The sequence below is a fragment of the Micromonospora sp. NPDC047740 genome (genome assembly GCF_043204735.1).
In the GTDB taxonomy this organism is placed as follows: domain Bacteria; phylum Actinomycetota; class Actinomycetes; order Mycobacteriales; family Micromonosporaceae; genus Micromonospora.
Genome location: NZ_JBIDCT010000002.1, coordinates 226,544 through 252,589 on the forward strand (window position 1 = coordinate 226,544; position 26,046 = coordinate 252,589).

Annotated in this window: 28 protein-coding genes; 15 read left to right on the forward strand and 13 right to left on the reverse strand. The window is 72.3% G+C overall.

What is annotated here, in order from left to right; translation table 11 throughout:
- Positions 1–6 precede the first annotated feature (6 nt).
- Positions 7–861 (reverse strand): aldo/keto reductase, encoded by an 855-nt coding sequence (locus tag ACGF4F_RS05610; protein ID WP_393075236.1) that lies wholly within the window; start codon positions 859–861, stop codon positions 7–9.
- A 243-nt stretch (positions 862–1,104) separates the two neighbouring features.
- Between ACGF4F_RS05610 and ACGF4F_RS05615 the strand changes: the two genes are divergently transcribed.
- From ACGF4F_RS05615 to ACGF4F_RS05630, 4 genes are read left to right on the forward strand one after another with little or no spacing between them, the layout of a single operon-like run.
- Positions 1,105–2,733 (forward strand): VWA domain-containing protein, encoded by a 1,629-nt coding sequence (locus ACGF4F_RS05615; protein ID WP_393075239.1) that lies wholly within the window; start codon positions 1,105–1,107, stop codon positions 2,731–2,733.
- Positions 2,730–3,329, forward strand: coding sequence for a hypothetical protein (locus tag ACGF4F_RS05620; protein ID WP_357434150.1), 600 nt, complete (start codon positions 2,730–2,732; stop codon positions 3,327–3,329). Before ACGF4F_RS05615 ends, ACGF4F_RS05620 begins: the two co-directional genes overlap by 4 nt.
- A 9-nt stretch (positions 3,330–3,338) precedes the next feature.
- Positions 3,339–4,481: a hypothetical protein gene (locus tag ACGF4F_RS05625; protein WP_393075242.1), complete on the forward strand. Its 1,143-nt coding sequence runs from the start codon at positions 3,339–3,341 to the stop codon at positions 4,479–4,481.
- Positions 4,482–4,494: 13 nt separating this feature from the next.
- Complete coding sequence (locus ACGF4F_RS05630; RefSeq protein ID WP_393075245.1) at positions 4,495–5,802, forward strand: toxic anion resistance protein; 1,308 nt, start codon at positions 4,495–4,497, stop codon at positions 5,800–5,802.
- A gap of 21 nt (positions 5,803–5,823) precedes the next feature.
- On the opposite strand, the gene ACGF4F_RS05635 is transcribed toward ACGF4F_RS05630, so the two are convergent.
- From ACGF4F_RS05635 to ACGF4F_RS05650, 4 genes are all read right to left on the reverse strand, one after another.
- Positions 5,824–5,973, reverse strand: a complete 150-nt coding sequence (locus tag ACGF4F_RS05635) for a hypothetical protein (protein WP_393075248.1) — start codon at positions 5,971–5,973, stop codon at positions 5,824–5,826.
- Positions 5,974–6,025: 52 nt separating this feature from the next.
- Positions 6,026–6,577, reverse strand: coding sequence for a DUF1697 domain-containing protein (locus tag ACGF4F_RS05640; RefSeq protein WP_393075251.1), 552 nt, complete (start codon positions 6,575–6,577; stop codon positions 6,026–6,028).
- 198 nt (positions 6,578–6,775) lie between these two features.
- Complete coding sequence (locus ACGF4F_RS05645; protein WP_393075254.1) at positions 6,776–7,225, reverse strand: Rho termination factor N-terminal domain-containing protein; 450 nt, start codon at positions 7,223–7,225, stop codon at positions 6,776–6,778.
- Complete coding sequence (locus ACGF4F_RS05650; protein ID WP_393075257.1) at positions 7,222–8,232, reverse strand: ParA family protein; 1,011 nt, start codon at positions 8,230–8,232, stop codon at positions 7,222–7,224. The genes ACGF4F_RS05645 and ACGF4F_RS05650 overlap by 4 nt, the downstream gene beginning before the upstream one ends.
- A 348-nt stretch (positions 8,233–8,580) precedes the next feature.
- Here ACGF4F_RS05650 and ACGF4F_RS05655 point away from each other — a divergent pair, with 348 nt between their 5' ends.
- Positions 8,581–10,710 (forward strand): hypothetical protein, encoded by a 2,130-nt coding sequence (locus ACGF4F_RS05655; RefSeq protein WP_393075260.1) that lies wholly within the window; start codon positions 8,581–8,583, stop codon positions 10,708–10,710.
- A gap of 77 nt (positions 10,711–10,787) precedes the next feature.
- Here the strand turns inward: ACGF4F_RS05655 and ACGF4F_RS05660 are convergent, their stop codons facing one another.
- From ACGF4F_RS05660 to ACGF4F_RS05675, 4 genes are read right to left on the reverse strand one after another with little or no spacing between them, the layout of a single operon-like run.
- Positions 10,788–11,297 carry a hypothetical protein gene (locus tag ACGF4F_RS05660; protein WP_393075263.1) on the reverse strand — a complete coding sequence of 170 codons (510 nt, stop codon included), beginning with the start codon at positions 11,295–11,297 and terminating at the stop codon, positions 10,788–10,790.
- A gap of 60 nt (positions 11,298–11,357) precedes the next feature.
- The gene (locus ACGF4F_RS05665; RefSeq protein ID WP_357434134.1) at positions 11,358–12,074 is read right to left on the reverse strand and encodes a hypothetical protein; all 717 of its coding nucleotides are present in this window, start codon (positions 12,072–12,074) and stop codon (positions 11,358–11,360) included.
- A 2-nt stretch (positions 12,075–12,076) separates the two neighbouring features.
- The gene (locus tag ACGF4F_RS05670; protein WP_393075266.1) at positions 12,077–12,868 is read right to left on the reverse strand and encodes an ABC transporter permease; all 792 of its coding nucleotides are present in this window, start codon (positions 12,866–12,868) and stop codon (positions 12,077–12,079) included.
- Positions 12,865–13,761, reverse strand: a complete 897-nt coding sequence (locus ACGF4F_RS05675) for an ATP-binding cassette domain-containing protein (RefSeq protein ID WP_357434130.1) — start codon at positions 13,759–13,761, stop codon at positions 12,865–12,867. The genes ACGF4F_RS05670 and ACGF4F_RS05675 overlap by 4 nt, the downstream gene beginning before the upstream one ends.
- 132 nt (positions 13,762–13,893) lie before the next feature.
- On the opposite strand from ACGF4F_RS05675, the gene ACGF4F_RS05680 reads away from it, so the two are divergent.
- Together ACGF4F_RS05680 and ACGF4F_RS05685 are read left to right on the forward strand one after the other, a co-directional pair.
- Positions 13,894–15,141, forward strand: coding sequence for a sensor histidine kinase (locus ACGF4F_RS05680; RefSeq protein ID WP_393075270.1), 1,248 nt, complete (start codon positions 13,894–13,896; stop codon positions 15,139–15,141).
- Positions 15,120–15,821 carry a response regulator gene (locus ACGF4F_RS05685; protein WP_393075613.1) on the forward strand — a complete coding sequence of 234 codons (702 nt, stop codon included), beginning with the start codon at positions 15,120–15,122 and terminating at the stop codon, positions 15,819–15,821. The genes ACGF4F_RS05680 and ACGF4F_RS05685 overlap by 22 nt, the downstream gene beginning before the upstream one ends.
- A gap of 377 nt (positions 15,822–16,198) precedes the next feature.
- Here ACGF4F_RS05685 and ACGF4F_RS05690 read toward each other — a convergent pair whose 3' ends face one another.
- On the reverse strand, positions 16,199–16,972 hold the full coding sequence (locus ACGF4F_RS05690; RefSeq protein WP_393075273.1) for a D-Ala-D-Ala carboxypeptidase family metallohydrolase: 774 nt from the start codon (positions 16,970–16,972) through the stop codon (positions 16,199–16,201).
- A 333-nt stretch (positions 16,973–17,305) separates the two neighbouring features.
- On the opposite strand from ACGF4F_RS05690, the gene ACGF4F_RS05695 reads away from it, so the two are divergent.
- Together ACGF4F_RS05695 and ACGF4F_RS05700 are read left to right on the forward strand one after the other, a co-directional pair.
- Complete coding sequence (locus ACGF4F_RS05695; protein WP_357434121.1) at positions 17,306–17,947, forward strand: DUF6642 family protein; 642 nt, start codon at positions 17,306–17,308, stop codon at positions 17,945–17,947.
- A gap of 44 nt (positions 17,948–17,991) precedes the next feature.
- Positions 17,992–18,456, forward strand: a complete 465-nt coding sequence (locus ACGF4F_RS05700) for a PPOX class F420-dependent oxidoreductase (protein WP_393075277.1) — start codon at positions 17,992–17,994, stop codon at positions 18,454–18,456.
- Positions 18,457–18,461: 5 nt separating this feature from the next.
- Here the strand turns inward: ACGF4F_RS05700 and ACGF4F_RS05705 are convergent, their stop codons facing one another.
- Positions 18,462–19,103: an NAD(P)H-binding protein gene (locus tag ACGF4F_RS05705; RefSeq protein WP_357434117.1), complete on the reverse strand. Its 642-nt coding sequence runs from the start codon at positions 19,101–19,103 to the stop codon at positions 18,462–18,464.
- 261 nt (positions 19,104–19,364) lie between these two features.
- Positions 19,365–20,597 carry a serine hydrolase domain-containing protein gene (locus tag ACGF4F_RS05710; protein WP_393075280.1) on the reverse strand — a complete coding sequence of 411 codons (1,233 nt, stop codon included), beginning with the start codon at positions 20,595–20,597 and terminating at the stop codon, positions 19,365–19,367.
- Between the two features lie 65 nt (positions 20,598–20,662).
- Between ACGF4F_RS05710 and ACGF4F_RS05715 the strand changes: the two genes are divergently transcribed.
- The 6 genes from ACGF4F_RS05715 (at position 20,663) to ACGF4F_RS05740 (ending at position 24,323) form a co-directional block, all read left to right on the forward strand.
- A complete protein-coding gene (locus tag ACGF4F_RS05715) occupies positions 20,663–21,256 on the forward strand; it encodes a pentapeptide repeat-containing protein (RefSeq protein WP_393075283.1) in 594 nt (197 codons plus the stop codon).
- 54 nt (positions 21,257–21,310) lie between these two features.
- Positions 21,311–21,763: a pyridoxamine 5'-phosphate oxidase family protein gene (locus ACGF4F_RS05720; protein ID WP_393075286.1), complete on the forward strand. Its 453-nt coding sequence runs from the start codon at positions 21,311–21,313 to the stop codon at positions 21,761–21,763.
- 121 nt (positions 21,764–21,884) lie between these two features.
- The gene (locus ACGF4F_RS05725) at positions 21,885–22,397 is read left to right on the forward strand and encodes a hypothetical protein (RefSeq protein WP_393075289.1); all 513 of its coding nucleotides are present in this window, start codon (positions 21,885–21,887) and stop codon (positions 22,395–22,397) included.
- 118 nt (positions 22,398–22,515) lie between these two features.
- Positions 22,516–22,857: a DUF1330 domain-containing protein gene (locus ACGF4F_RS05730; protein ID WP_357434107.1), complete on the forward strand. Its 342-nt coding sequence runs from the start codon at positions 22,516–22,518 to the stop codon at positions 22,855–22,857.
- Between the two features lie 78 nt (positions 22,858–22,935).
- Entirely contained in the window at positions 22,936–23,907 is a 972-nt protein-coding gene (locus ACGF4F_RS05735) for a hypothetical protein (RefSeq protein WP_393075293.1), read from the forward strand.
- An 89-nt stretch (positions 23,908–23,996) separates the two neighbouring features.
- Positions 23,997–24,323, forward strand: a complete 327-nt coding sequence (locus tag ACGF4F_RS05740) for a hypothetical protein (RefSeq protein WP_393075296.1) — start codon at positions 23,997–23,999, stop codon at positions 24,321–24,323.
- 45 nt (positions 24,324–24,368) lie between these two features.
- Here the strand turns inward: ACGF4F_RS05740 and dacB are convergent, their stop codons facing one another.
- A complete protein-coding gene (gene dacB, locus ACGF4F_RS05745) occupies positions 24,369–25,952 on the reverse strand; it encodes a D-alanyl-D-alanine carboxypeptidase/D-alanyl-D-alanine-endopeptidase (RefSeq protein WP_393075299.1) in 1,584 nt (527 codons plus the stop codon).
- Between the last annotated feature and the right edge of the window lie 94 nt (positions 25,953–26,046).

Consider the following 26,046-nt stretch of genomic DNA (forward strand, 5'->3'; position numbering starts at 1 on the left):
TCCTGGTCAGCTCGGTACGTAGTCGAAGGTGTCCGGGTTCGGCCCCTGCCGGCCGGCCTCGCCCTGGCCCAGGCCGCCGATCCGGTCCATCGTGGCGCCGTCCAGCTCGAAGTCGAAGATCCGGAAGTTCTCCTCGATCCGCTTCGCCGTGGTCGACTTCGGGAAGACCACGTCGCCGCGCTGGATGTGCCAGCGCAGCACCACCTGAGCCGGGGCGCGGCCCATCTCCTCGGCGATGTCGATGATCGTCGGGTCGTCCAGCACCTTGCCCTGGGCGATCGGGGACCACGCCTCGGTGATGATGTTGTGGGCCTGGTCGTACGCGCGGACCTCCTCGTTGCCGAAGTACGGGTGCGCCTCGATCTGGTTCACCGCCGGCATCACCTGCGCCTCGGCGGCCAGCCGCTCCAGGTGCGCCACCTGGAAGTTCGACACGCCGATCGACTTCGCCCGGCCGTCGCGCTGAAGCTCCTCCAGCACCTGCCACGTCGAGACGAAGTCCCCGTCGTACCGCGTGGGGAGCGGCCAGTGGATGAGGAACAGGTCGAGGTAGTCGAACTTGAGCGCCTGCAACGTCGACTCGAACGCCTTGCGGGCGTCGTCGGGGCGGTGGAAGCCGTTGCTGAGCTTGCTGGTGACGAAGACCTCGCCGCGGTCCAGCCCGGAGGTGCGGACCGCCTGTCCGACCTCGGCCTCGTTGCCGTACATCTGGGCGGTGTCGATGTGCCGGTAGCCGACCTGCAGCGCCGTGCCGACGGCCTGCGCGGTCTCCTGCGGCGGGACCTGGAAGACCCCGAAGCCGAGCTGCGGGATGGTGTTGCCGTCGTTGAGTGCGATGGTCGGAACGCCGTTCGCGGCCATGAAAGCCTCATCTCCCATCGTCGGGGGTGCCCGGAAGCGCTTCCACGCCCTCGTCCGGGCCATGCCACCAGCCTCTCCTACCCGATCGGGGCGGTTCCTCACGACGGGCCGACGGTGATCCGCGACAAACGATCATGACACCTGGAGTTCACCCAAGGTTGGCCGTCCCGTTGGTTTGCCGGTGCTACCAACGACCTCGATCCGCCCGAATGCGGATTTCCACCGGACAGGAGCGGGGTGCAGGTGCGGGCCAAGAGACTCACGGCGCTGGCTGTGGCGGTGCTGGTGCTGATCACCGGCTGTACGACGGACGGGCCGACGACGCGGCGGACCGACGGGCCGGCCACCGGCACCCTGCGCATGGTCGCCGGCAGTGAACAGCAAACCGTCGTCGACACCGTCGTGAAGCCGTGGTGCGCCGAGCGGCACTACCAGTGCGAGGTCACCTTCAAGGGTTCGGTGGACCAGGCCCGGATGCTCGCCTCCGGCAGCACCGACTTCGACGCGTACTGGTTCGCCTCCAGCGTCTTCCTGCAACTGGGCGACCGGGCCAGCGCGCTGCGCGACGTGCAGCCGATGTTCCTCACCCCGGTCGTCTTCGCCGCCTGGCGCTCCGAGATGGACAAACTCGGCTTCGCCGGCCGCTCCGACGTGCCGATCGCCGACATTCTGCAGGCCGTCGAATCGGGGCGGACCAGGGTGTGGATCACCAACCCCACCCAGTCCAACTCCGGCGCCACGGTGCTCTTCGGCTTCCTGAACCACTTCGCCGGCAACGGCCCGGGCACCCCGCTCACCCAGCAGCAGCTCGACTCGCCCGCCGTCGAGCAGGGCGTCACCCGGTTCGTCAAGGCGATGGACCAGACCCCGCCCTCCACCGGCACCCTGATGACCGAGTGCCTCGCCCGCCCGGACCAGTGCCGGGCCATGTTCACCTACGAGGACCTGGTCATCGAGAAGAACACCGAGCTGGTCAAGGCCGGCCGGGAACCGCTGCTGGTGGCGTACCCCCGGGGCTCCCTCGCGGTCAGCGACGCGCCGCTGGGCTTCCTGCCGCACGACGGCAACGACAACGCCCACCGGATCTTCACCGAGCTGCAGAACCACCTGCTCAAGGACGCTGGCGCGCAGGCGGCGCTGCTCAAGCTGGGCCGCCGCCCCGCCGCCGGCGTCGGGCTCACCCTCGACAAACCCGACCCGGCCGTGTTCAACCCGGCCTGGGGCATCCAGGGCACCATCAACGAGCAGGCCATCCAGTTCCCGTCCGCCCCGGTCATCCAGGCCGCGCTGGACCGCTACCAGACCCGCTACCGCCGGCCGGCCGCCGTCTACTACTGCCTCGACGGCAGCGGTTCGATGGGCGACAACGACGGGTGGACCGGCATCCAGGCCGCCGCCGGGCAGATCTTCGACCCCGAGCAGGCCGCCCTGAACTTCCTGCAGACCCACCCGAAGGACACCACGACCGTCAGCATCTTCAACGGCGACATCACCGGCGGCAGCCCGTGGACCGTGCCCGGCAACGACCCCGCCGCACTGCGCGACCTGGTCCGCAAGGTGACCGGCTACCAGCCCGACGGCGGCACCGACATGTACGCCTGCCTGCTCCGCGCCGCCGACGAACTGGCCCGGCCGCAGCCCGACGACCGCAAGCGGCTGGTCGTGCTGATGACCGACGGCCAGTCCGACAGCAAGCGGCGCGGGAAGGCCCTGGCCGCGCTACGGTCGGCCGGCGTGCCGGTCGTCGCCATCGCCTTCGGCCGCGGCGCCGACCCCACCCAGCTCCAGGAGGTCGCCGACGCCACCAACGGCACCTTCGTCCGACAGGACGACCTGGTGGCGGCCCTGCGGCAGGCGGCGGGGTACAAGTGAGGCGCCGGCTGGCCGCGCCCGTCGCCCTGGCCGCCGCGGTCGGCGCCTTCGCGCTGGTCTTCGCCCTCACCGGCAGCCTGCTCTGGGCGCCGCTGCTCGCCGCCGCCGTCGCGCTCGGGCTCTACCTGATGCTCGACGACCGCTCCGCCGCCCGGGTGGCCAGCGACAGCTACGCCGACGAGGCCGACGACCGGGTGGGCGAGGCGCTGCGCGTGCTGCGCGGCGTCGAGCGACTCGCCCGGGACGTGCGCAGCCCGGCGGCCCGCCGGGCCCTGGACGACGCCTGCCGGTACGTCCCCGAACTGTTCGAGCGGGTCCGCGACCGCTCACCGGACAGCCTCTACTCCACCGCCGCCCAGGTCGGCGGCCATCTACGCAGCCTCGACGGCGCGGTACGCCAGTATCTCGACATCCAGCGCCAGCCGGTGCTCTACCACGACCCGGAGATGCTGCGCCGCAACGGCGAAGCCGCGTTCCGACGCTTCGCCGACTTCGCCCTGGACAGCGTCCGGCTGGTCAACCAGGGCGACATCGCGCAGTACACCGCCAACCTGGACACCGTCGCCCCACCCAGCCTGCCCGACCTGGGCCGATAAGGAGTCACGTTGAGACTGCCCAGCACCCGGTTCCTGATCGGGCTGGTCACGGTGATCGCCGTCTGCGTCGTCGCGGCGCTGCTCTGGCGCCGCTCCGCGGACACCCCGGCGACCGCCGGCCCACCCACCACGGTCACCTGCGTGGGCGGCTCCGAGAAGTCCGAGCTGATGGCCGACGGCGAGGTCAAGCGGATCCTGCGCGAGGACTACCGGCTGGCGGTCGCCTTCCAGCCGCTGGGCTCCTACGACCAGGTGCAGCTGAGCACCGACGAGGTCAAGGCCCGCAAGCTGGACTGCCTCTGGCCCTCCAGCGCCAGCGCCCAGAGCGTCTTCGAGGCCCAGCACGCCGGAGCCTTCCCGGACTACCGGGCGGAGAACCTGCTCCAGTCGCCCGAGGTCATCTACGCCGGACCGCGCGGCACCGACGCGCTCCTGCGCAAGGGCATCGTGCAGCGCCGCGGCGACCGGTACTTCGTGGTCGACATGAAGGGCCTGCTCCTCGACCACGTCGTCAAGCGCGGCACCTGGGAGGCGATCGGCGCGGCCGATTTGCGTGGCCCGATCACCGTGGCCAGCACCGATCCCGCCAAGTCCAACAGCGGATTCACCCTGGCGCAGCTCCAGCTCAACATCATCGCCACTGCCGACGGGTTCTCCGCCCCGAGCCTCGCCCAGGCACGCCGGGCCCTGCCCACGATGCGCGCGCTGCACGACGCGCAGGGCCTGCAGTCCCGCAGTTCCGACTCGGGCTTCCGGGAATGGCTCACCCAGGGCGGCGAGTTCAAGGCCCCGCTGTACGCCGGCTACGAGAACCAGATCATCCAGCAGGTGGTGCAGAGCGGCGACAACAGCGCCAACCTGCTGAAGAACGTCCGGGTGCTCTACCCCGACCCGACCATCTACAGCGACCACCCGGTACTCGCCCTCGACCCGGCCGCCGGCCGGCTCATCGACGCGCTCAAGGACCCGAAGATCCAGGACATCGCCTGGCAGCGGTACGGCTTCCGCTCGGCCGTGCAGGTCGGCGCGAACGACGTCACCGACTTCCCCGACATCGGGCTCGCCGACCAGATCCGGGCTGCTCCCGCGCCGGCCGCCGACGTGACGCTTGCGCTGCTCAGCTGCATGAAGGACGCCACCACCTGCAAGTGAAGGGACCCACGTCATGACCGAGGGACTCCAGATCGACTTCGGCAGCATCGTCGGCGGCTCGGCCGACCCGCCCGCCGGCGCCGCCGACGCGGCCATCACCACCGCGCTGGCCACCGCGGAACCGAAGACCTTCTCCTGCACCGCCCTGCTCACCCCGGCGCAGCGGACGCAGGCCGAGCAGGCCGCCCGCCAGCTCTACCCGACCATGCTGGCCAACACCGAGGCCCTGGCGAACTTCGGCAACCAGGCGTTGGACCAGGTCAACGCGCAGGTCAGCCGGATCTTCCGGGAGGTCGGCCGGGTCGACATCCCGGAACTGACCAGCATCATGCACGAGATCAACGACCGGATGCGCAGCTTCCGCCGCAAGTACGACCCGAGCGACCCCAAGGTGCGGGAGACCTTCGCCAAGTTCTCCGACGCCATCCGCGGCCTGTTCCGCAAGGGGCGGGATCTGCTGGAGATGCTGTTCGAGGAGGCCCGGACCGTCGAGCAGCAGCTCGACCGGGTCGCCGGGCAGCTCAGCGACAAGCAGTTGCAGCTACGCCGCAACGTGGTGCTCTGCGACGAGCTCTACAAGGCCAACGAGGCGGCCATCGGGCAACTCGTCGGCGTCATCGCGGTGATGGAGCTGATCCGCGACGCGGCGCTGGCGGACGCCAGGTCGATCACCGTCACCCCCGGCGCACCCGACGAACGGGACCAGCAGGAACGACTCTCCCTGGTCACCGAGTTCGCCCAGGCGCTGGAGGTGCGGATCAACGAGTTCCAGCAGCGCCTCTTCGTGGCCTGGTCGACCTCGCCGCAGGTGCGCAACATCCGCACCCTCAACTATGGACTCGGCCAGCGTCTCGCCCTGCTGATGAACCTCACCATCCCGACGATGAAGCTCACCATCGCCCAGTGGGCGCTGCTGTTGCAGGCCAACCAGGCCGCCGACATGCAGCAGGCGGTCGCCGACGGCGCCAACGACGTGCTGTCGGCGTACGCGGCGGCGTCGAAGACGGCCGTGCCGCAGATCGCCCGGGTGATCCAGACCCCCACCGTCCGCCCGGAAACCATCCTGGAGGTAGCCGAGTCGATCGACGCGCAGGCCCGGGGCATCGAGGACGCCGTCCGCTACGGCCAGCAGAAGCGGGCCGAAGTGGTCACCGCCATCGTCACCGCGAACCAGTCCATGTCGGAGTCCGCCCAGCGGCTCAGCCGGACCGTGGTCGACCTGGTCACCCGGGCCAAGGAGCCGGTGGCGCTGCCCGCCGGCCCGCAGCTTCCGACGGCCGTGCTGGAGCAGGCCCCGGCAGTCGTCCCCGCCCCGCGCTGACCGGCGCGTCACCGGCCGGCGTCAGCCGGCCGGTGACTGGCCCGCCTCGAACAGCACCGGCCACGGGCGGGCGGCCGACGCGACCGCCGCCGGCCCGGGCGGCGGCTCGACCACCGCCAGCACCTCGGCCGCGAGCTGGGCGCAGCCGCGTGCTGCTGCCTGAGTACCCACACCGCGTACCACTTCTGACGCCGGCCGCGGCGGGGCCCGGCGGTCCCGCCGCTCAGCCCCCGGTCAGGTCGCGCAGTGCCAGCACCGACTTCCAGTTGCGGGTCGTCGCGACCACCCCCAACTTCTTCTCCAGGTACGCGTTGGTGAACTTCGTCCGCCCGTAGCCGCCGTCCGGGAAGTGCAGGTGCAACTCCCGGCCGATCACCTCGTACTCGATGTTCTCGCCGGCCGGCACGGTCAGGTCCTTGACCTTCGCCGCGGTGGGCTTGGCCGACAGGAAGGCCACCAGCACCCGGGTCGGGTCGTCCTGCTTCGCCGCGTACGGGCTGGCGTCGGCGACCGCGGCAAACTCGCCGCCGTCGCGGACCAGCACCGGCACCCGCAACCCGAGCTCGTCAGCGAGTTTGCGCTCGATGCCCTCGGCCAGGATCTCGTCCTTCGTCGGTGGGCTGGTGAAGACCACGTTGCCGCTCTGCAGGTACGTCTTCACGTCCTCGTGGCCGAGGTCGGCGACCAGGCGACGCAGGTCCGCCATGGCGAGCCGGGTGCTGCCGACGTTGACACCCCGCAGCAGGGCGGCGTAGCGGTTGCTGCCGTCGGCCATCCTGGGCCTCCTCGCCTCGACATCGCTCCTGCCCAGCGTAGGGCCCTCGGCGCTGCCCGGCTGGCCGCGTCCACCCGCGTGGTGTGAATCGCCTGCGACATCAGGTCGACAGCGACTCACGAGGTATGTGCCGGGCGGCTCAGCAGGCGGCGGCGGACACACTCCTCCTCCCGGACCGCTGCGCCGCGACGTCGCGGCTCAGCGCTGGCGGATGGCGGTGGAGTTGAGCCGGAAGCCGATGGTGCGCTCGACGATCCGCTCGACCAGCTCCATCTTCCGCAGCCCGGCGATCCCGCGCAGTCCCAGCCGGGCGGCCAACGCCCGCAGTTCCCGGGTCGTCCACGACCCCAGGTACGCCGTACCGTCCTCGCGCCGGGACATCGCCGCGAGCGCGGCCTGGGCCCGCTCCACGTCCTGGATTTTCCCGCCCGGCGCGCCGCCCGGCGGCGCTGCCCGTCCGGCGGCTGCCGGTGCACTGCCCCTGTTCCCCCGCGTCGGGGCGACGCCGGGGGCGGGCGGCGCGGGGTCGGCGGCGGCCGGGAGCAGCGCGAGCCGGGCGCGTCCCGCGGCCAGGTCGGCCACCTCCGTCGCGGACAGACCGCCGAGGAACGCGGCCACCCGGGCCAGCACTTGGGTCGGGTCGCTCATGCGTCTGCCCCCGTCGCGCCGCTGGTGACGGGGACGGCGGGGGTGGCTGCCGCGCCGCTGGCGGCGGGGTAGGAGGGCGTTGCCGCCGAGGCGGGCTGGAGGTGGGCCAGGAACTCGGTGGTGATCTGACGTAGCTCCTCGCGGACCGCCGGCGCGGTGACCCGGTCCCGCAGCACCACCGGCACCCCGCGTGGCGTGTTCGTGGCGAACAGGGTCACGTTCTCCCGCAGCGCGGTGGGGAACACCGGCACCCCCAGCGCCCGTACCTGGTCCATGTAGCCCTGGTGCGCGGCGATCGGCTGCTGCGCCATCAGCTGGATCATCGTGAACACCACGCCCGCGATGTCCGGGGCGACCTTGTGGTGACGCCGGATCTTGGCGAATCGGCGGGAGTCCGCGTTGTACCGGTCGACCAGCTCGCGGACATTGCCGTGCAGGTAGTCGATGCCGAGGGTGGACAGGTAGTCGGCCTTCGCCGGGATGAGCAGGTGGTCGCTGGCGATGATGGCCGACTGGGTGACCACGTTGAAGTTCGGCGGGCAGTCGATGAGCACCAGGTCGTACGGGTCCAGCGCCGGGTCGTGCAGCCCCTGGTCGAGCGAACCGCGGACCCGGAACAGTTCGGCGTCGTACTCGTCGCCGTCGGCGACACCCCGGGCCAGGGCCAGGTCGATGTCGACCAGCTGGAGGTGGGACGCGATCAGGTCGAGCCGCCCCGCGCCCTTCAGCTGGGTGTTCGCCGGGCCGGGGGAGACCACCAGCTCCCCGAGGGTCACCGCCGGGGTGTCCCCGCGCAGTCCGTCGTACCAGCGCTTGACCGTCCGCTCGTCGCGCAGGCGGTCCCGCCAGTCGTCCGGCTCGTAGAAACTGAACGTCAGGCTGGCCTGCGGATCGAGGTCGATCAGCAGTACCTTCATCCCCCGGTTGGCCAGCTCGGCCCCGAGGTTGGCGGTCATGGTGGTCTTACCCACCCCACCCTTGTAGTTGATCACCGATACGACGTACACCTGCACCTCCCCGACCGGAACGGTAACGGGCGGGCCGGAATCCCGTGCTACCTCCCCGGCTCTCCGGCATCACCGTTCCGAGCGGCTTTCACTCGCCACCGCCCGGCCAACTCCGGGCGGTGCCGGCGTACGGATGGTTCGCGCCAATCGTCCGTATGACGGGACGCGTCGCCCGATCGTGTCGTACTTGTGACCTGCCGCCGCTTCGCAGCGCACTGTCCCAAGTGGTTGCCTGAAGCCAACATCCCCTGGTCAAAAGCTGCTCAGTGCAGCATTCACCGGGGCGACCCTGTTAACCGACGGCGGTGGCCGACGCTGATCACCGCCTCACCAGCAGGAGGAATCCGCGTGCTATTGAAACGACCGAGCCGGATCGCGGCGGCGGTGGCGGGCGCCACCGCGCTCGCCTTCACGGTCTCGGCCCCGGCCCAGGCCAACGATCACGAGAACCTTCCCGGCGAGCCGACCATCACGTTGCCGATCAACGACAGCGCGGCGGGCGGCACGTACAACCAGGACTTCACCCGGGTGTACGCCAACACCACGCCCGACGGCACCCCGGTCTACATCTACGTCCCGAAGGGCACCCCGCTCGACGGCACCGCGCCGGCCGGCGTGGCCAGCCTCGACCCGCAGTTCGACCACAACCCGGGCGACGGGTTCACCCCCTGCGCCACGGCCACGGCGGCGCAGTTCACCCTCACCCAGGCGCAGATCAACTATGTCGGCGACAAGCTCGCCAACCAGATCGTCGCGGTGGACGAGGAGCACTTCGGCCCGATGGACGCGGCCGACCCGGACGAGCCGGCCAGCGACTCGCTGGTCATGGTGCTCTACAACATCCAGGACGACGCGTACTACGACTGCGCGCAGACGTCCTACACCGCCGGCTACTTCGCGCCGGACTTCATCCAGACCAACGGCATGAACGTCATCGTGGTCGACGCCCTGGACTGGGCCAACCGGGTCGGCCCGAACGACTCGCCGTGGCGCGACAACAACCCTGCCAACGACCGCCCCGAGCTGTACGAGGGCACCGTCGCGCACGAGCTGCAGCACCTGCTGCACAACTACAGCGACCCGGGCGAGCTGTCCTGGGTCGACGAGGGCCTGGCCGACTTCGCCATCTTCCTCAACGGGCTGGACGCCGGCGGCTCGCACCTGAGCAACCAGCAGGTCTTCTACGAGGAGACCTCGCTGACCCGGTGGGGCAGCACCCTGGCCAACTACGGCGCCTCCTTCACCTACTTCCAGTACCTCTGGGAGCAGGCCGGCGGCAACGGCGACGGCACCTACACGCCGGACAAGCAGTACGACGGCAAGGCCGGTGACCTGCTCATCAAGAAGATCTTCGAGGAGCAGGCCGACGGCATGACCGGCGTGCAGAACGCCATCGACAGCTTCAACGCGGCGACCGGCGGGCACCTGCGCAGCGCGGCCGACCTGTTCCGCGACTGGTCGGTGGCGGTCTACCTGGACGACGAGAAGTCGCCGATCTACGACATCAAGGCGTTCGACTTCGGCGACCCGGCGGACACCTCCTGGACCATCGACATCGCCGACGACGTCTTCTGGGGCGGCCGGGGCCGCTACCAGGGCGCCACCCCGGAGGCCAAGTGGGCGCGGCTGAAGAACCGCCCCGACACCACCGCCGTGCCGTTCGGCATGTCCGTCGAGCGGTTCCGCAACCCCGGCCCGACCGTGGCGCTGGCCTTCGACGGCGACGACGAGACGGTGATCGCGCCGCACACCGGCACGACCCACTGGTACGCCGGGTACGAGAGCCAGGACGACAACATCCTCGACGTCGACACCTCCGGCGGCGTGACCTCGCTGGACTTCTGGAGCTGGTACTTCATCGAGGAGGGCTGGGACTACGGCTTCGTCGAAGCCCTGGTCAACGGCAACTGGGTGACGGTGCCGGTGCGCAACGACGCCGGCCAGGTCGTCACCACCAACGACGACCCGCACGGCAACAACGAGGAGGGCAACGGCCTGACCGGCACCTCCGGCGGCCGGTACTTCGTGGACGACCCGGCCTACCTGCACCTGACCGCCGACCTGCCGACCGGCGCGACGGACGTGCGGTTCCGGTACTCCACCGACGCCGCGTACATGGACACCGGCTGGTTCGTCGACGACGTTCGGGTCAACGGCGCCGATGCGAACCTCACCTCGGCGGCGGGCAACTGGTTCGCCACCAGCGGCGTGCAGGACAACAACTGGACGGTCCAGGTGGTCAGCCACTGCGACCTCACCCCGGGCGTCACCTCGCCGGGGGAGACCACCGACGGCGCGGGCAACTGGGTCTACCGGACCACCGGCGACCAGTTCACCGCCAGCGGACTCAAGACGAAGTGCGCCAACGGCAAGCAGGACGACTTCGCCGTCCTGATCTCCAACCTGCCGACCGGTGACCTCACCTACCTGGACGCGGACTACACGTTCCGGGTGACCAACACCGGCAACGCGAAGTAAGTTCCGTACCCCTTCGGGCCCGCGCCGCACGTCGGCGCGGGCCCGTCGCGGTCACCGGCCGGCCGCGGTGCCGGAGGTCAGGACTCCTGGTAGACCGGGAGGCCGAGGGTGGCCCGTACCTTGTTGGCCTGCTCGCCGCCGTCGTGTGCGGCGGCGGCACGGATCTCCCGCATCAGCGCCTCGGCGCTGGTCGCCTCGGCGGCCAGCTTCCAGTGCCGCAGCGCCACGTCGTTCTCCTTAAGCAGCGCGGTGACCGGGGCCTGCACCGCCGCCGGCCACACTGTGGTCCGCAACTGCTCCGCGTGTGTGGCGCTGGTGACGGCGACGGTCCGGGCCAGGTCACGGCACGTCCGCCACGGCTTGCCAGCCTTGAGCGCCTCCTCCAGCGCTTCCAGCGCCGTGTTGTACGGCGCCACGATCGCCAGGTAGCGGCCCTTCGCCTCCTTCGGGCTCAGCGGCGCCGGGGCGGTCGGCGACGGGGTCTGCCAGACCGGCGGCGGGAGGGTGCGGTCGACGCTCTCGCCGCAGCCGGCGAGCAGCAGGACCAGGGCCAGGGCGGCGGGCCAGCGACGCACAGGACTTCCCATCTGGGCGAGGTCGGGTCACCGGGGAGTCTAAGGCCGGCCCGGCGAGCCCACCGGCCCCCGCTACCGGCGGTCGCCGTCCCGCTCGGGCTGGCCCGGCACCAGCCGCCAGTACTGCCGCTTCCCGTCGTCGCGAACCACCACCCCGAGCCGGCCCAGCTCTTCGCGCAGCTCCCGCACCTCGCCGCCACGGTCGGCCTCGACCGCCCGCTGCCGGGCCCGCAGCAGCGCGTCCGCCCCGGCCGGCAGCCCCGGCAGCCCCTCCACCCAGCGCCGGTACGCCGCCCGGTGCGGGTCCTGCTCCAGCCACGGCCAGCCCTGCCCGGTGAACGCGGCACGCAGCCGGCCCTGATCCAGGTCGGACTTCTCCCGGGCCAGTTCCCCACCCTCGGCGTCGAGCAGCACCAGCGCCTTCCCGTCCAGGAAGACCCCCGCGACCCCGGCCCGGGCGACGTCCCGGCCGTGGCCGTCGCGGTGCAGCCGCACCCCAGTCCGGCCCACCGTCACGGTCAACCGCTCCCGGGTGCCGAGGTAGGCGACGATCAGCCCGACCAGCGCCAGTGCCGCCGCGCCCCCGGCGTACGCCCGCTCGTCGGGCAGCCGGGCCAGCAGCTTGAACCAGCCCTGGAACGGGAACCAGGGCAGGCCGGCCAGCCAGCCGGACGCGGCCGTGAGCGCCGCGCCCAGCCCGGCCCCGAGCAGCGGGAACCCGGCCCACATCAGCACCAGCTCCCCGGCGCCGCCGCTGACCACCGTGTCGCCGTACCCCCGCGTGGTCATGGTCAGGACACCTCCCGCCGTAGCGTCCGGACCAGCCCGGCGGCCAGCGGTAGGACCATCCACACCACCAGCGACACGGCCAGGCGTGCCCACTGCCCCGCGGTGACGTCGGGTCCGAGTAGCGGCTCCATCGTCACCCCGGTGTCCAGCCAGCGGGCGGGCCCGCGCAGCGCCGAGATCATCCCGCCGAGGATCGTCCAGAGGGTGGGCAGCAGCAGGTAGGTGACGATCGCCAGCGGCGTGTTGAGCAGCAGCAACCCGAACCCCGCGCCCATCAGCACGCTGACGACCTGCAGCACGGCCGCGTGCAGGAGCATGGACCCGTCGAACGACCAGGCGCCCGCGCCGCCGGTGGCCCGGGCGAGCAGCGTGGCGACGGCGGCCACGGCCAGGCTGACCAGCACCGACCCGAGCGCGGCCAGCACCATCGCGGCGAGCTTCGCGAAAACGACCCGCTCCCGCCTGGGCACCAGGGTGAACGTGGTCAGCGCGGTCCGCTGCGACCACTCGGCGGTGATCGACAGAATGCCCAGCACCGGCAGCAGCAGCCCCACCGGCAGCAGTGACGGGACGAAGAAGTCGGCGAAGTTCTGCTGCTCGTCGTCGAGGACGAAGAGCTGTACGGTGACGATGCCGGCGGCGACCAGCCCGATGGTGATCAGCAGCCAGTATCCGGCCCGGGTGTCGGCGAGCTTGCGCAGCTCCACCCCGGTCAGCCGGGCCAGCGACGGCTGGTGCCGGTCGGCCCGGCGGGTGACGGTGGGCGGGGCGGGTGCGGGCGTGGTGGTGGTCATCGGGCGTCCTCCCTGGTCGGCGCGTCGGAGGTGAGGGAGAGGAAGAGCTGTTCGAGGCCGGAGCTGCTGGCCGGTCGCAACTCGCTGAGGGCGACGCCCGCGTCGGCGGCGGCCTGTCCGACCGCCTCGGCCTCGGCGCGCACCAGCAGGCCGTCGGTGACCTGGTCGGCGTCGAGCCCGGCCCGGTCCAACGCGACGCGCAACGCGCCCTGGTCGCGGGCCCGGACCAGGGTGCCGGCGCCGGCAAGCAGTTCGTCCTTGCCGCCCTGGGCCACCACCCGGCCGTTGCCGATCACGACCAGCCGGTCGGCGACCGCCTCCACCTCGCGGAGCAGGTGCGAGGAGAGCAGCACGGTGCCGCCCCGGTCGGCGAAGTCGCGCAGCAGGCCGCGCATCCAGAAGATGCCCTCCGGGTCGAGGCCGTTGGCCGGCTCGTCGAGGATCAGCACCCGGGGGTCACCCAGCAGGGCCAGCGCCAGGCCGAGCCGCTGCCGCATCCCCAGGGAGTACGCCCGGACCCGGCGCTTCGTCGCGGGCCCGGTCAGTCCGACCAGGTCGAGCTTCGCGGCGACCTCCCGCCGGTCCACGCCCATCGTGCTCGCGGCGACGGTCAGTGCCTCCCGACCGGTCCGCCCGACGTGCTGCGCGGACGCGTCGAGCAGGACGCCCACTTCCCGGCCGGGGTTGCCCAACTGCCGGTAGGGCAGCCCGGCGACGGTGGCGCTGCCCGAGGTCGGCGGGGTCAGGCCGCAGATCATCCGCATGGTGGTGGACTTGCCCGCGCCGTTCGGGCCGAGGAAGCCGGTCACCGTGCCCGGCTCGCAGCGGAACGAGACATCGTCGACGGCCGGGTGCGGGCCGTAGCGCTTGGTCAGGTGGTCAACCTCGATCATGCCGGTGAGCCTGCCCGCGCCACCCGGCCACCCGCAGCGGCCGGCGGTCGGCATCGCCTCGACCGAGGTCGACGCTCAGGTGTCGACTTTGGTCGCTGGTCCGACTCGCCGGGGCCCGCCTAGCATGAGGGCGTGACCAGCAGCGCCGTGCCCGAGCACCCCTGGCTGCTGCCGGGGGTGCTGACGCTGAATCCGGCGGCGGGAGCGCGACCGCGACGCACCATGCGGGACTGGATCATCGACAGTCTGTGCTTCCTGCTCGGCCTCGGCTGGGTCCTGGTCGCCACGGCCGATGCGGCCTCGCCCGATCCGGAGATGGCCGAGCCGCTGGCGCAGCCGTGGATGATCACGGCCGACGCGCTGCTCGGGCTGGCCTGCTGCGTCCTGCTCTGGGTGCGGCGCCGGTGGCCGCTGGGCCTGGCCGTCGCGACCCTGCCGTTGACTCTGTTCTCGTTGGCGGCCGCGGGCCCCCTGCTGATCATCTACTTCACCGTGGTGGTGCACCGCCGGACGGCCGTCGCGCTGGGGGTCACCGCCGCCGGCATGCTCACCAACCTCGCCTTCAACTACCTGCGCCCCGAGCCCACCATGCCGTACTGGGCGGCCACCGCCTGGGGCGTGGTGCTCAGCTTCCTCGTGCTCGCCTGGGGAATGTTCGTGCGGGCCCGCCGGCAGCTGGTCGTGTCGTTGCGGGAGCGGGCCGAGCGGGCCGAGGCTGAACAGCAGCTGCGGGTGGCGCAGGCCCGACAGCTGGAGCGCACTCGGATCGCGCGCGAGATGCACGATGTGCTCGCCCACCGGATCTCCCTGCTCAGCCTGCACGCGGGCGCTCTGGAGTTCCGTCCGGACGCACCGCCGGACGAGGTGGCGAAGGCGGCCGGGGTGATCCGGGGCAGCGCCCACGCCGCCCTGCAGGACCTGCGCGAGGTGATCGGCGTGCTCCGCGCGGAGACCGGCGCGGAGCGGATTCCGGAACGTCCGCAGCCCACGCTGGCGGACCTCGCGGCTCTGGTCGAGGAGTCTCGGGCGGCCGGGATGCGGGTCGATCTGCGCGATCGGGTGACCGAGGCGGAACGAATGCCGGCGGCCCTCGGGCGCAGTGTCTACCGGATCGTGCAGGAGGGCCTGACCAACGCCCGCAAGCACGCCGTCGGGGCCGCGGTCACGGTGGAGCTGATCGGCGGGCCCGGCGCCGGGCTCACTGTCGAGATCCGCAACCGCTGGCCCGTCGGCGGGTCCGGTAGCCCGGAGCTGCCGGGTGCCGGGACCGGCCTGGTCGGCATCGCCGAGCGGGTCAGCCTGGCCGGCGGCCGCCTGGAGTACGGGCGCGACGACTCGGGCGACTTCCGGCTCGCCGCCTGGCTGCCGTGGCCGGCGTGAACGCCGGCCCGGAACCGGTCCGGGTGCTGATCGTCGACGACGACGCGCTGGTCCGGGCCGGCCTGTCGATGATCCTCGGCGGGGTGCCGGACGTCCGGGTCGTCGGGGAGGCGGCCGACGGCGCCGAGGTTCCGGCCGCCGTGGAGGCGTACGCGCCGGACGTGGTGCTGATGGACATCCGGATGCCCCGGATGGACGGGCTGACCGCCACGGAGGCACTGCGGGCGCTGCCCCGGCCGCCCGAGGTGCTGGTGCTGACCACCTTCGACGCCGACGACCAGGTGCTGCGGGCCCTGCGCGCCGGCGCCGCCGGTTTCCTGCTCAAGGACACGCCACCCGCCGAGATCGTCCAGGCGATCCGCCGGGTCGCGGCGGGGGAGGCGACCCTGTCGCCGACGGTGACCCGCCAGCTCATCCGGCACGTGACCGCCGCCGCCCCGGCCGAGGTGGGCGCGGACCCCCGGCGGGACCGGGCGCTGCGGCTGCTGGACGGGCTCAGTGAGCGGGAGCGGGAGGTCGCGGTCGCGCTCGGGCAGGGCCGGACCAACGCCGAAATCGCGGCGGAGCTGTTCATGAGCGTGGCGACCGTGAAGGCGTACGTGTCGCGCCTGCTGACCAAGCTCGAGCTGAACAACCGGGTGCAGGTGGCGCTGCTCGTCCACGACGCCGGCCTGGTCTGAGCGGCGCCGGACCGCTCGCCGGGCGGATTGCAATCATTCTTGGTTGTATCACCGGTGAAAGTATCGCGGGGGAGCGCGTGCAGGGATTTCTGGGACGTACCCGGCAACTCGCAGCGCTCCACGGCATGCTGCCCAGGGTCAGCCGCAGCGGTTGAGCGGGACGCCCTGGCCGCGCCCTCCTGATGCGCGGACGGCGTCGGGTGGGCAAGTCCCGACTGGTCGAGGAGTTCGTCGACCGTGCCGACGTGCCGTACCTCTACTTCACCGCCTCTGCGCACGCACTCCGAGCCCGAATGGCGCCCGAGGCGACGCCGACGGCGGCCCGGCCGCAGGGCTCCCCCTGCGTCGGGCCCCCGTCGACATCGACTCCGCCCTGGTCAGATCCCGCAGCGTGCGGCGGACCAGGTGGTCGTGTTCGCGCTCTTGTCGGCGTTGTTCTCCCGGCGCGCGTCCACGTGGACCTGGTTGCTGTGGCCCGGGTAGCCGGGGCCGAAGATGCCGCTGAAGCCGTGGCTGCGGGCCTCCCGGGCGATCCGGCACAGCGACGAGGTACGCGAGGTCAGGTCGGCCGCGTTCCCGTAGAGGTGCTGGCTGTCCGACGCGCCGCCGACGCGCCGGTTGCAGGTGAAGCTGCGGAAGCCGCTGTTCACGTGGAGGGGCTGGTCGCCGAGACTGTGGCGCAGCGCCTCCAGCTTCCACATCAGCCGTAGCGCGTTGGCCCGGGTCGCGCTCGCGGAGAGCGGGCCGCCGGTCCAGCCACCGATGCCGCAGCCGTTGTCCAGCTCGGTGTAGCTGAAGTGCTTCGGCGTGCAGTCGTTGTCCTGCAACTCGTAGAGCTTGGCGAAGGTCTGCGGGCCGGCGGTGCCGTCGGCGCGCAGCCCGTACGCCGACTGGAACCGCCGGACCGCGGCGGCCGTCTCGGGACCGTACCGGCCGTCGACGCGGACGATGTTCCGGTACGCGGCCCAGCCGGCCACCCGGATCTGCAGCTGGCGGACGTCCTCGCCGGAGCGCCCTTGGGCGAGGGTGCGGTTCCAGGTGTAGCAGCCGTCGGCGTGGGCCGGCGGCGCGGCGACCACCGTGGCGATCGCGGCCCCGGGCAGAGCCAGCGCGAAGGCGACGGCGATCCGTTTCAAGGTATGGACGCGCACAGATTCCTCCTGATTGGAGTGCGATTGGGGTGCGATCAGGGCATCGGGCGGGACGTCCCTGGCTCATCCACCCTGGCACTGTTCCGACCCATGAGCAGCCGTTTACCCGAATTAGCCTCATAACCGCAGGTCAAGGACTGTTTCTGCAAATTGCACCAATTCTCGGAAACGCCCATTCCGGCGGTCGACACGCGCGCCGACCCAGCGGGGACGGAAACGGTTGCCAAATCGTGCCGACGGTGATGTTGCCGGGCGGCCCGCGGCCGGTAACGTCTGCGCCGGGGGGGCGGGCACGGCTTCCCGGGCGGCCTTCGCTGGCGGGGGAGGTGGGCGTTGGCGCGGGGTGGCGTCTTCTGCGTCGAGGGGCAGTGGCACCGGGACCTCAACGAGCGCGGCTCCGTCCTGCCCACGCTCGAACTGCTCGAACGGCTGGGCCGGATCCGCTTCATCCACAAGGACGCCGCCACCCGCGACGAGCTCTTCTACTTCATCGACCGCTGGCTGCTCAAGCAGTACGCCGACTACCGGGTCGGCTTCTTCGCCATGCACGGCGAACCGAGCCGGCTCTGCCTCACCGACTGGGACTCGGTGGAACTGGCCGACGTGGCCGACCGGATGGCCGGCCGCTGTGACGGGCGGCGCCTCTATTTCGGCAGCTGCTCGGTGCTGCGCGCCTCCGACGCCGCGCTGCGGGAATTCCTCGACGTCACCGGGGCGGCCCTGGTCTGCGGCTTCACCCGCGAGGTGGACTGGGTCGAGTCGGCCGCGTTCGAGACCGTGCTGCTCGACGTGCTGGCCAACGGGCAGCGACACAACGCCGCCGAGCTGCGGATGGGCTCGGCACACTGGGCGCCCCTCGCCGCATACCTCGGCTTCCGGGTGATCTACGCCAATGGCCGGGCCTGGCGGCCGACCGCCCGGCCCCGGGTGCCGGCCCAGGCCACCCCACGCCGGGTTGCCCATCGCCCCCGCTGAGCCCGCGCCGAATCCCTGACCCGGCGGACTGGTAGAACCGACGCATGGCACGCACCATCGCGACCAATACCCGGGTCGACCGGGACGCCCTGATCGAGTTCCTCCGCCCCCGGCACAAGGTCCTGCTGATGACCACCCGCGCCGACGGCCGGCCGCAGTCCTCCCCGGTGTCCTGCGGCATCGACGCCGCGGGCCGGCTGGTGATCTCCACCTACCCCGAACGGGCGAAGGTGGCCAACATCCGCCGCGACCCCCGGGTCTCCGCCTGCGTGCTCTCCGACGACTGGAACGGGCCCTGGGTGCAGGTGGACGGCACCGCCGAGGTGCTCGACCTGCCCGAGGCCCTGGAGCCGCTGGTGGAGTACTTCCGCAGCATCTCCGGCGAGCACCCGGACTGGGACGAGTACCGCGAGGCCATGGTCCGGCAGGGCAAGTCGCTGATCCGGATCACCATCGAGCACTGGGGCCCGATCGCCACCGGCGGCTTCCCCGCCCGGCTGGCCGACTGACCCGCTCAGTAGGCCGCGGTGAACCGCGTGTTGGTGAACCGCGGGTGCTCGATCTCGTCGACGATGACCACCGCCAGGTCCTCGTAGGTGAGCACCGACCGGCCCTGCGCGTCCGTCACCGGGTGGTCGGTGCCCGTGCGGTAGTGCCCGGTCCGCTCGCCTGGGTGGAACTCCAGTGGCGGCGGGGAGATGTACGTCCAGGTCACCCCGTCGTCCGCGGAGCGGTAGATGGCCAGCGCCTCGGCCTGGCCCAGCGCCGCGTCCCGGTATTCCGCGGGGAAGTCCGGCTCGTTCAGGTACGGGGTGCCCTTCGACGTCAGCAGCGTCGCCCCGCCACCGACGTGGATCACCCGGGGCGGGTTCGGCAGCTCGCGGAGCGTGTCGACCAGTGTCCGGGCCGCCTCCCGCCACAGCTCCCGCTCGCCGCCGCCGATCGCCACCACGAACACGTCCGCGTCCTCGGCCAGCTCGCGCACGCTGCGCGCCGAGGTGGCGTCGCCGGTGACCGTGCGTACGCCGGGCGCCAGGTAGCTGGTCGCCTCCGGGCGGCGCACCGCCGCGGTGACCCGGTGCCCCCGGTTCATCGCCTCGTCGGTGATCCGCGACCCCGCGGTGCCACCGGCGCCGAACACGACGATGTTGCTCATGCGGCCACCTCGCTCCGCTCGGCGACCGCATGAGGCTCCACGGCACTGCGCCCGATGATTCGCTCGCTGCGCTCGCTCATGCGGCCACCTCGCTCCGCTCGGCGACCGCATGAGGCTCCACCGCACTGCGCCCTCTAATTCGCTCGCTGCGCTCGCTCATGGCTGACCACCTCCCCGCCCCAGGTGCCTCGCCCCTCAGGCTAGGGAGCCGATCGCCCGGCCGGTGCCGTAACGGCGATCCCGGCCGGGCGGCGAGCCGGTTCAGTCGATCAACGCGGAGTAGACCAGCTGGCGCAGCTGCGTACGCAGCGGATAGGTGCTCGACGGCATGAGCTGGGTGAACAGCAACGTGGTGATCTCCTCCACCGGATCCACCCAGAACGCGGTGCTGGCCAGCCCACCCCAGTAGTACTCGCCCACGCTGCTCGGCACCCGGACGGGCACCGGGTCCAGCACCACGGCGAAGCCGAGGCCGAAGCCGATGCCGTCGAGCACCGTCTCGGCGAAGCCCGCCGGCTCGAACGAGGCCAGGTCCCGGCCGTCGGGCAGGTGGTTGCGGGTCATGAAGCGCACCGTCCGCGGCCCCAGCAGGCGTACCCCGTCGAGTTCGCCCCCGCGTAGCAGGAACTGGGTGAACCGGTGGTAGTCGGCGGCTGTGGAGACCAGCCCGCCGCCGCCGGAGAACCAGCTCGGCTCGGTCAGCGCGGCCTGGCCGATGCCGTCGTGCCGCGTCGCCTGCCCGGTGGCCGGGTGCGGGGCGTACAGCGCGGCCAGCCGCTTGGCGTCCCCCTCGGCGACCCACCACCGGGTGTCGGTCATGCCCAGCGGACGCAGGATCCGCCCGGCGAAGAACGCGTCCAGGCTCTGCCCGGAGACCACCTCGACGAGCCGGCCCAGCACGTCGGTGGAGACGCCGTAGTTCCAGCTCGTGCCGGGCTGGAAGAGCAGCGGCAGCCGGGCCAGCCCGGCCGAGGCCGCCGCCAGGTCCGCACCCGGCGGCACGCCCAGGTCGAAGCCCGCCGCCCGGTACAGGCCGTCGACCACCGTGCTCTGGGCGAAGCCGTACGTCAGGCCGGCGGTGTGGGTGAGCAGGTGCCAGACCCGGATCGGCTCGACCGCCGGCACCGTGTACGGCTTGAGCACCGACCCCTTGTCATAGACCCGGACGTCGGCGAACTCCGGCAGCCAACGGCTGATCGGGTCGTTCAGCTCGAACCGGCCCTCCTCCCAGAGCATCATCGCGGCCACGGAGGTGATCGGCTTGGTCATCGAGTAGATGCGCCAGAGGGTGTCCGCCTCGACCGGCGTGCCGGCCTCCCGGTCGCGCAGCCCGTAGGTCGAGGAGTGGGCGATCTCGCCCCGGCGGGTCACCACGATCTGCCAGCCGGCGAGCCGGCCGTCGTCGACGTACCTGCCGAAGTGCTCGTCGATCCGCGCCAGCCGGGCGGGGTCGAATCCGATACGGGCCGGGTCGGTGCTCACTGCGACGCTCACGCCGCCGAACCTACCGGCCGGTACGCCGACCGGGAAGTGTCGGCGGCCACCACTAACCTTGCCCCATGCCGGAGCCGACAGAGGACGTCACCTACCGCCACGAGGACTGGTATGCCGAGGAGTTGGCCGACCGGCACTTCGTCCGCTGCTCCTTCTTCCACGTCGACCTCACCGAGGCGGTCAGCCAGGGCGCCGTCTTCACCGAGTGCGTCTTCGGCAACGTCGCCTTGAACGCCTCCCGGCACACCGACTCGGCCTTCACCCGCTGCACCTTCAAGCGCTGCAACCTGTTCGAGGCCGAGTTCACCGGCTGCAAGCTGGTCGGCAGCAGCTTCGAGCAGTGCGACCTGCGCCCGCTGCGGGTCAGCGGCGGGGACTGGTCCTTCGTCGCCCTGCCCGCCGCCGACCTGCGCGGGGTGCACCTCACCGACGTACGCATGCGCGAGGTGGACCTGACCGGCGCCGACCTGACCGGCGCGGCCGTCACCGGCGTCGACCTCTCCGGCGCCCAGCTGCACGCCGCCCGGCTGGTCCGGGCCGACCTGCGTGGCAGCGACCTGACCGCGCTCGACCCCACCGCCGTGGAGCGGGCCGGGGCGATCGTCGACGCCGAGCAGGCGATCGTGCTGGCCCAGGCGCTGGGCTTCGAGATCCGCTGAGCAGTCCGGAAAATACGCCGCAGGGTGTCAGATTTCCCTGCCAGGCTGGCCCGCATGGCATGGTGGTCCGACCTGGTGGCAGCCGAACCCGACTTCGCGGCGCGCGTCCGCGCCCGATTCACCGTCCGCAAGCACGGCACGATGGCGACCCTGCGGCGGGACGGCTCGCCGCGGATCAGCGGCACCGAGTTCGACTTCTCCGACGACGGTCAGCTCCGGCTGGGCAGCATGGCCGGCGCGGTCAAGGCGCTCGACCTGCGGCGCGATCCCCGCGTGGCGCTGCACTGCCCGAGCGAGGACGCCCCGGAGGACGACCCGGCGTCGTGGGGCGGGGACGCGAAGATCGCCGGCCGGGCGCACGAGGAGCCGCCCGGCGAGGACGGTTCGCACCGGTTCCGGATCGAGTTGACCGAGGTGGTGCTGACCCGGGTCGGCGACCCGCCGGACCATCTGCTGATCGAGAGCTGGCATCCCGACCGTGGCCTGCGGCGGCGCGAGCGGCGCTGACCGGCCAGCTGTCGGGAACACGCCTCCGCTCGACGGCTACTCGACGATCGAGGCGTGTGTCATCCTCCCTGCGGCGGGCCACGGGGGCGACCGCCGGCGCCGGTGGCCGAGGGAGGGATCGGTGGCTGAGGACGAACTCACGCAGACCGGTATCCGGGTGGGTGGGTGGCTGCCCGCCGTATCGGCCGAACCGGCGCGGGCACCGGAGCAGGCGTTGACCATGCCGCGGCGGCTGCCCGCCGACGGCGAGACCTCGTCCGATCGGGCACCGGTCCGCGACCGCCCCGATCCGTCGCTCGTCCGCGACCACGCTCAACCGGCGATCGTGATCGACCGGCCCGGGGAGGATGATCCCGAGCCGTTCAGGTCCCCGGCCGAGCCAGCCGCACCGCCGGTCACCGGGCCGCGGCCCGGCGCCGTGGCGCCGGCCCGGCACTCGTCGCGGAGCGTCAGAGGTCGCCTCGCCGAGTTGCTCGGTCCGGCGGCCGCCAAGGTAGGCACGGCCGTCGGGATCATCCCCGACGGGCCGGTCACCCGGGTCGGCGTGGCCCGGGCCCGGCGTCGCCGGCGCCGGCTGTTGTTCGGGGTGGCGGCCCTGGCCGCGCTGGCGCTGGCGCTGGCGTACGTCCGGTAGGGGCCGGACCCGCGGGCGAGCCGCCCACGCCCGCGGCACCCGAGGAGAAGCCGCCGGCCGCAGAATCGATGCCAGGCCCTGCGCCGTCGAGTCGGCGCACGTCACCGGGGAGGGACAAATGCCCGCGTTCGCGCTCGCCCATCTGCGTACGCCGCAGATCAACGAGGACGTCCTGGAATACCTGGAGAAGATCCAGGCGACCCTCGACCCCTACCAGGGGCGGTTCCGGGTGCACGGCGCTCCGCCGGAGGTGATCGAGGGGGAGTGGCCGGGCACGGTGGTGGTCATCGAGTTCCCGGACGTCGAGCAGGCCCACGCCTGGTACGCCTCCCCGGCGTATCAGGAGATCCTGCCGCTGCGCCTGCGACACATCGAGGGCTCGGCGATCATCATCCAGGGCGTCGGGCCGGACTACAGCGCCGCGCGCACCGCCGCCCGGCTGCGCCAGGACGCCGGTTGAGGCGGATCCCCCGCCCGGGGGAGTCGGTCCCCTCCCGCTCGGGAGGGACCGTGGGCGCGGCGGCGGCAGGGTGGACGCATGACGCTCACCGTGCCGCCGCCGACCGCCGCCGCCACCCGGCGCCGTGCCGCCTGGCTGGCGTACGCCGCCGTGGCCTGGGCGATCGGCTACGGCACGCTGCGCGCGGCCTGGGCGATGACGGGGCCCCCGTCGTTCGGGCCGCTCGGGACCGACCTGGTGGTGGTCACCGGCTGGTGGTCCGTGGCGCTCCAGGCCGCCGCGGCGACGGCCGGCGTCGGGCTGGCCCGGGCTCACGCCTGGCGGCCGGCGCTGGCCGCGGCGGCCTGGGCGGTCTGCGCCGCCATCCTGCTCTCCGGCGCACTGCTGCTGCTGGACCTGGTCGGTTTCCTCATCCTCGACCTCAGCCCGGCGTTCACCCTGGCCGGGTTCCTCAGCCGGGCGGGTGCGCTCACCGGCGCCGTGCTGCTGCACGCAGCGGCGCTCGCCCACCTTCGCCGATTCCGGGGGGACTGCGGCCGGTGCGGCCGCGCTCGCAGGTCCGGTGGGCCGGCGCCGCGCTGGGCCCGGGTCGCGGCGTGGGCGGCGGTCGCCGGCTGCCTGGTGCGGCTCGCCGCCCAGGTGGCGGTGGGTTTCGGGGACCTGCCGCTGGCGCAGGGCGCCTCGGTGGTGGCGTTCGAGGTGGGGTTCCTGCTCGCCGGGGTGCTGCTGCCGCTGGCCCTGGTGTACCGGTGGGGGAGGGTGTGGCCGGGGTGGGTGCCGCTGCTCGCCGGCCATAGGGTGCCCCGCCTGGTGCCGCTGGCACCGGCGGTCGTCTTCGCGGTGGGGCTGATCTGCTACTTCGGTGTCGGTCTCGCCCAGCTCGCCGTCGAGACCGTGACCGGCACCGTCGACCTGGGCGACGGGCGTTACCCGCTGGGCTTCTTCTGGTTCGCCGAGTCCGGCTACTGGTTGTGGGGCTGGGGGCTGGGCGTCGCCGCAGTCGGTTATCACCTGCGGACCCGTCGGACGTGCCGGCACTGCGGCCGGTGACGGCGGGACAGTTTGTCCGTCAGGGGCGGCATGGGCCGTCGTACCTTTCCGATGTCCCGGTTCGACCGTCCCCTGTGGAGGTTGTTCTCATGTGCAGCAGTGCGTCCGTCGTCCGTCCCGTCGGCCTGTCCGGCCCGGGTGACCCGTCCGGCGAGGTGCTGCGGGAGATCCCGCTGCCGCCGTACGTGACCGGCGAGGACGCCCAGTTCGCGGCCCGGGCGGTGGTGGTGCATGCACCGCGGCGCTGGTCGGGCGGGACGATCTGCCGCAATGACGCCAGCCCGCACCCCTGCCGGCTGCACCGCTGGGGGCGGCGGGTGCTGGCACTGCACGGGCTGCCGCCCGCCGAGATCGACGCCCTGATCGAGCGCGGCGATCCGAACGCCGAGCCGCGCCCGCGCCGGCCCGGCGCCTGACCGGTGAAGCCCCGGCCCATCCCGCGGGCCGGGGCTTCACCGGAGTCAGCAGACGATCGGCTTCACCCAGGAGCACTCCCTGCCCTCGGGCACCTGCGGTGCCTCCGGCGCCGTCGGCACCGTCAGCCGCGCCGTGCTCGTCCCCTTCTCGGTGTACGCGGCCAGCGCGACCGCGATCTGGTCCTCCAGCCCCTTGACCGACGAGGTCAGGTAGTTGTTCAGCACGATGGAGAAGGCCAGCAGGCGCCCGTCCGCGTCGGTGACGTAGCCGGAGAGGCTGGACGCCCCGGTGAGGCTGCCGGTCTTGGCGTGCACGTTGTTCGCGGCGGCCGTGCCGCGCATCCGGCTGCGCAGCGTGCCGCCGACGAAGCGGTCGGCGTTGCCGGCCACCGGCAGGGCCGCGTACCAGGTGTCGAACCAGGGTTCGGCCCGGACGGCGGCGAGCAGCGTCACGAACTGGGACGGCGGGATCATGTTGCGTCGGGAGAGGCCGGAGCCGTCGCGTTGGCGCAGCGTGCCGGTGTCCACTCCGGAGTTGCCGGCGTACGTCCCGATCGCGGCGAGCCCGGCGGACCAGGTGCCGGAGCCGGACAGGACCCGGCCCAGTTCCTTGGTGAGCACCTCCGCGTGGCCGTTGTTGGAGAGTTTGAGGAACGGCACCATCAACTCGGCCAGCGGCATCGAGTCGTGGCGGGCGATCGTGGTGGCGTCGCGCGGGGTGGCCTCGCCCAGCACCGTCCGGCCGAGGACGCGCACTCCGTGGCGCAGCAGCGCCGACCGGAAGATGTCGGCGGCGTACCCGGTCGGCTCCCAGACCGTCATCCAGTCGCTCGCCGGGTCCTCGCCGACCGCGATCTGGCCGGTCACCACGATGGTGTTGCCGCCGTGCTCGCGCTCGAAGGAGATGCTCGTGTCGCCGGTGGCGACCGTCTCGGCCCGGTTGTCGATCCGCAGCCAGCCGTTGGGCGGGGTCATGGTGACCACCGGCGGCGCGCCCGCCGCGCCGGCCGGGGCGGCGTGCATGATCACCGTACCGGCGTCGTAGTCGGTGTCCGGGGCCACGGTCAGCGCCGAGACCTGCGCGGCGTAGTAGTAGGACTCGTCGTCCCAGGTCCAGTCCGGGCCCAGCCGGGTGCGGTCGTAGCGGGTGTCGTCGGCGACCAGGGTCCCGGTCACCACCCGTACGCCCGCGGCGGCGACCCGCGCGGCCAGCTCGTCGTAGTTCTCGGCGAGCATGGTCGGGTCGCCTCCGCCGCGCAGGTACAGGTTGCCGGTGAGCACCCCGGCGCGGCGTACGCCGTCGTTGGCGACGTCGGTGGTGAAGCGGTGGCTGGGGCCGAGCAGTTTCATCGCCGCGGTCGAGGTGAGCAGCTTGGTGTTCGAGGCGGGGATCAGCCGGCGGTCACCGTTGCGGTGATAGAGGGTCCGCCCGGTGGCGGTGTCCACCACGACCACGCCCGCCTGCGCCCCGGCCAGCCGGGAGTCGGCGAGGACCGCGTCGATGGTCGCGTTGAGCCGGGTCTGCGCGGGGGTGGGCGACTCGGCGGTGGCGGTCGAGGCGCCGGCCGTGGCCGCGGTGGCGACCACTGCCAGCACGGCGAGCGCCCGCGGAAAGAGACGACGATGCATGTATCGATGCTGCCATGGCGTTTTCTTCCGGAGAAGGCTCTGGAGCGAAAGTTATTGCCGTAATGGTCGCCGCCGACGGAAGCGCGGCTGAAAC

Excerpts from the sequence above, each read along its gene's own strand:
- ACGF4F_RS05610 (WP_393075236.1), bottom strand. The coding sequence starts at position 861 with ATGGCCGCGAACGGCGTTCCGACCATCGCACTCAACGACGGCAACACC.
- ACGF4F_RS05630 (WP_393075245.1), top strand. The coding sequence starts at position 4,495 with ATGACCGAGGGACTCCAGATCGACTTCGGCAGCATCGTCGGCGGCTCG.
- ACGF4F_RS05640 (WP_393075251.1), bottom strand. The coding sequence starts at position 6,577 with ATGGCCGACGGCAGCAACCGCTACGCCGCCCTGCTGCGGGGTGTCAAC.
- ACGF4F_RS05645 (WP_393075254.1), bottom strand. The coding sequence starts at position 7,225 with ATGAGCGACCCGACCCAAGTGCTGGCCCGGGTGGCCGCGTTCCTCGGC.
- ACGF4F_RS05660 (WP_393075263.1), bottom strand. The coding sequence starts at position 11,297 with ATGGGAAGTCCTGTGCGTCGCTGGCCCGCCGCCCTGGCCCTGGTCCTG.
- ACGF4F_RS05665 (WP_357434134.1), bottom strand. The coding sequence starts at position 12,074 with ATGACCACGCGGGGGTACGGCGACACGGTGGTCAGCGGCGGCGCCGGG.
- ACGF4F_RS05670 (WP_393075266.1), bottom strand. The coding sequence starts at position 12,868 with ATGACCACCACCACGCCCGCACCCGCCCCGCCCACCGTCACCCGCCGG.
- ACGF4F_RS05675 (WP_357434130.1), bottom strand. The coding sequence starts at position 13,761 with ATGATCGAGGTTGACCACCTGACCAAGCGCTACGGCCCGCACCCGGCC.
- ACGF4F_RS05700 (WP_393075277.1), top strand. The coding sequence starts at position 17,992 with ATGGCACGCACCATCGCGACCAATACCCGGGTCGACCGGGACGCCCTG.
- ACGF4F_RS05705 (WP_357434117.1), bottom strand. The coding sequence starts at position 19,103 with ATGAGCAACATCGTCGTGTTCGGCGCCGGTGGCACCGCGGGGTCGCGG.
- ACGF4F_RS05715 (WP_393075283.1), top strand. The coding sequence starts at position 20,663 with ATGCCGGAGCCGACAGAGGACGTCACCTACCGCCACGAGGACTGGTAT.
- ACGF4F_RS05720 (WP_393075286.1), top strand. The coding sequence starts at position 21,311 with ATGGCATGGTGGTCCGACCTGGTGGCAGCCGAACCCGACTTCGCGGCG.
- ACGF4F_RS05730 (WP_357434107.1), top strand. The coding sequence starts at position 22,516 with ATGCCCGCGTTCGCGCTCGCCCATCTGCGTACGCCGCAGATCAACGAG.
- ACGF4F_RS05735 (WP_393075293.1), top strand. The coding sequence starts at position 22,936 with ATGACGCTCACCGTGCCGCCGCCGACCGCCGCCGCCACCCGGCGCCGT.
- ACGF4F_RS05740 (WP_393075296.1), top strand. The coding sequence starts at position 23,997 with ATGTGCAGCAGTGCGTCCGTCGTCCGTCCCGTCGGCCTGTCCGGCCCG.
- dacB (WP_393075299.1), bottom strand. The coding sequence starts at position 25,952 with ATGCATCGTCGTCTCTTTCCGCGGGCGCTCGCCGTGCTGGCAGTGGTC.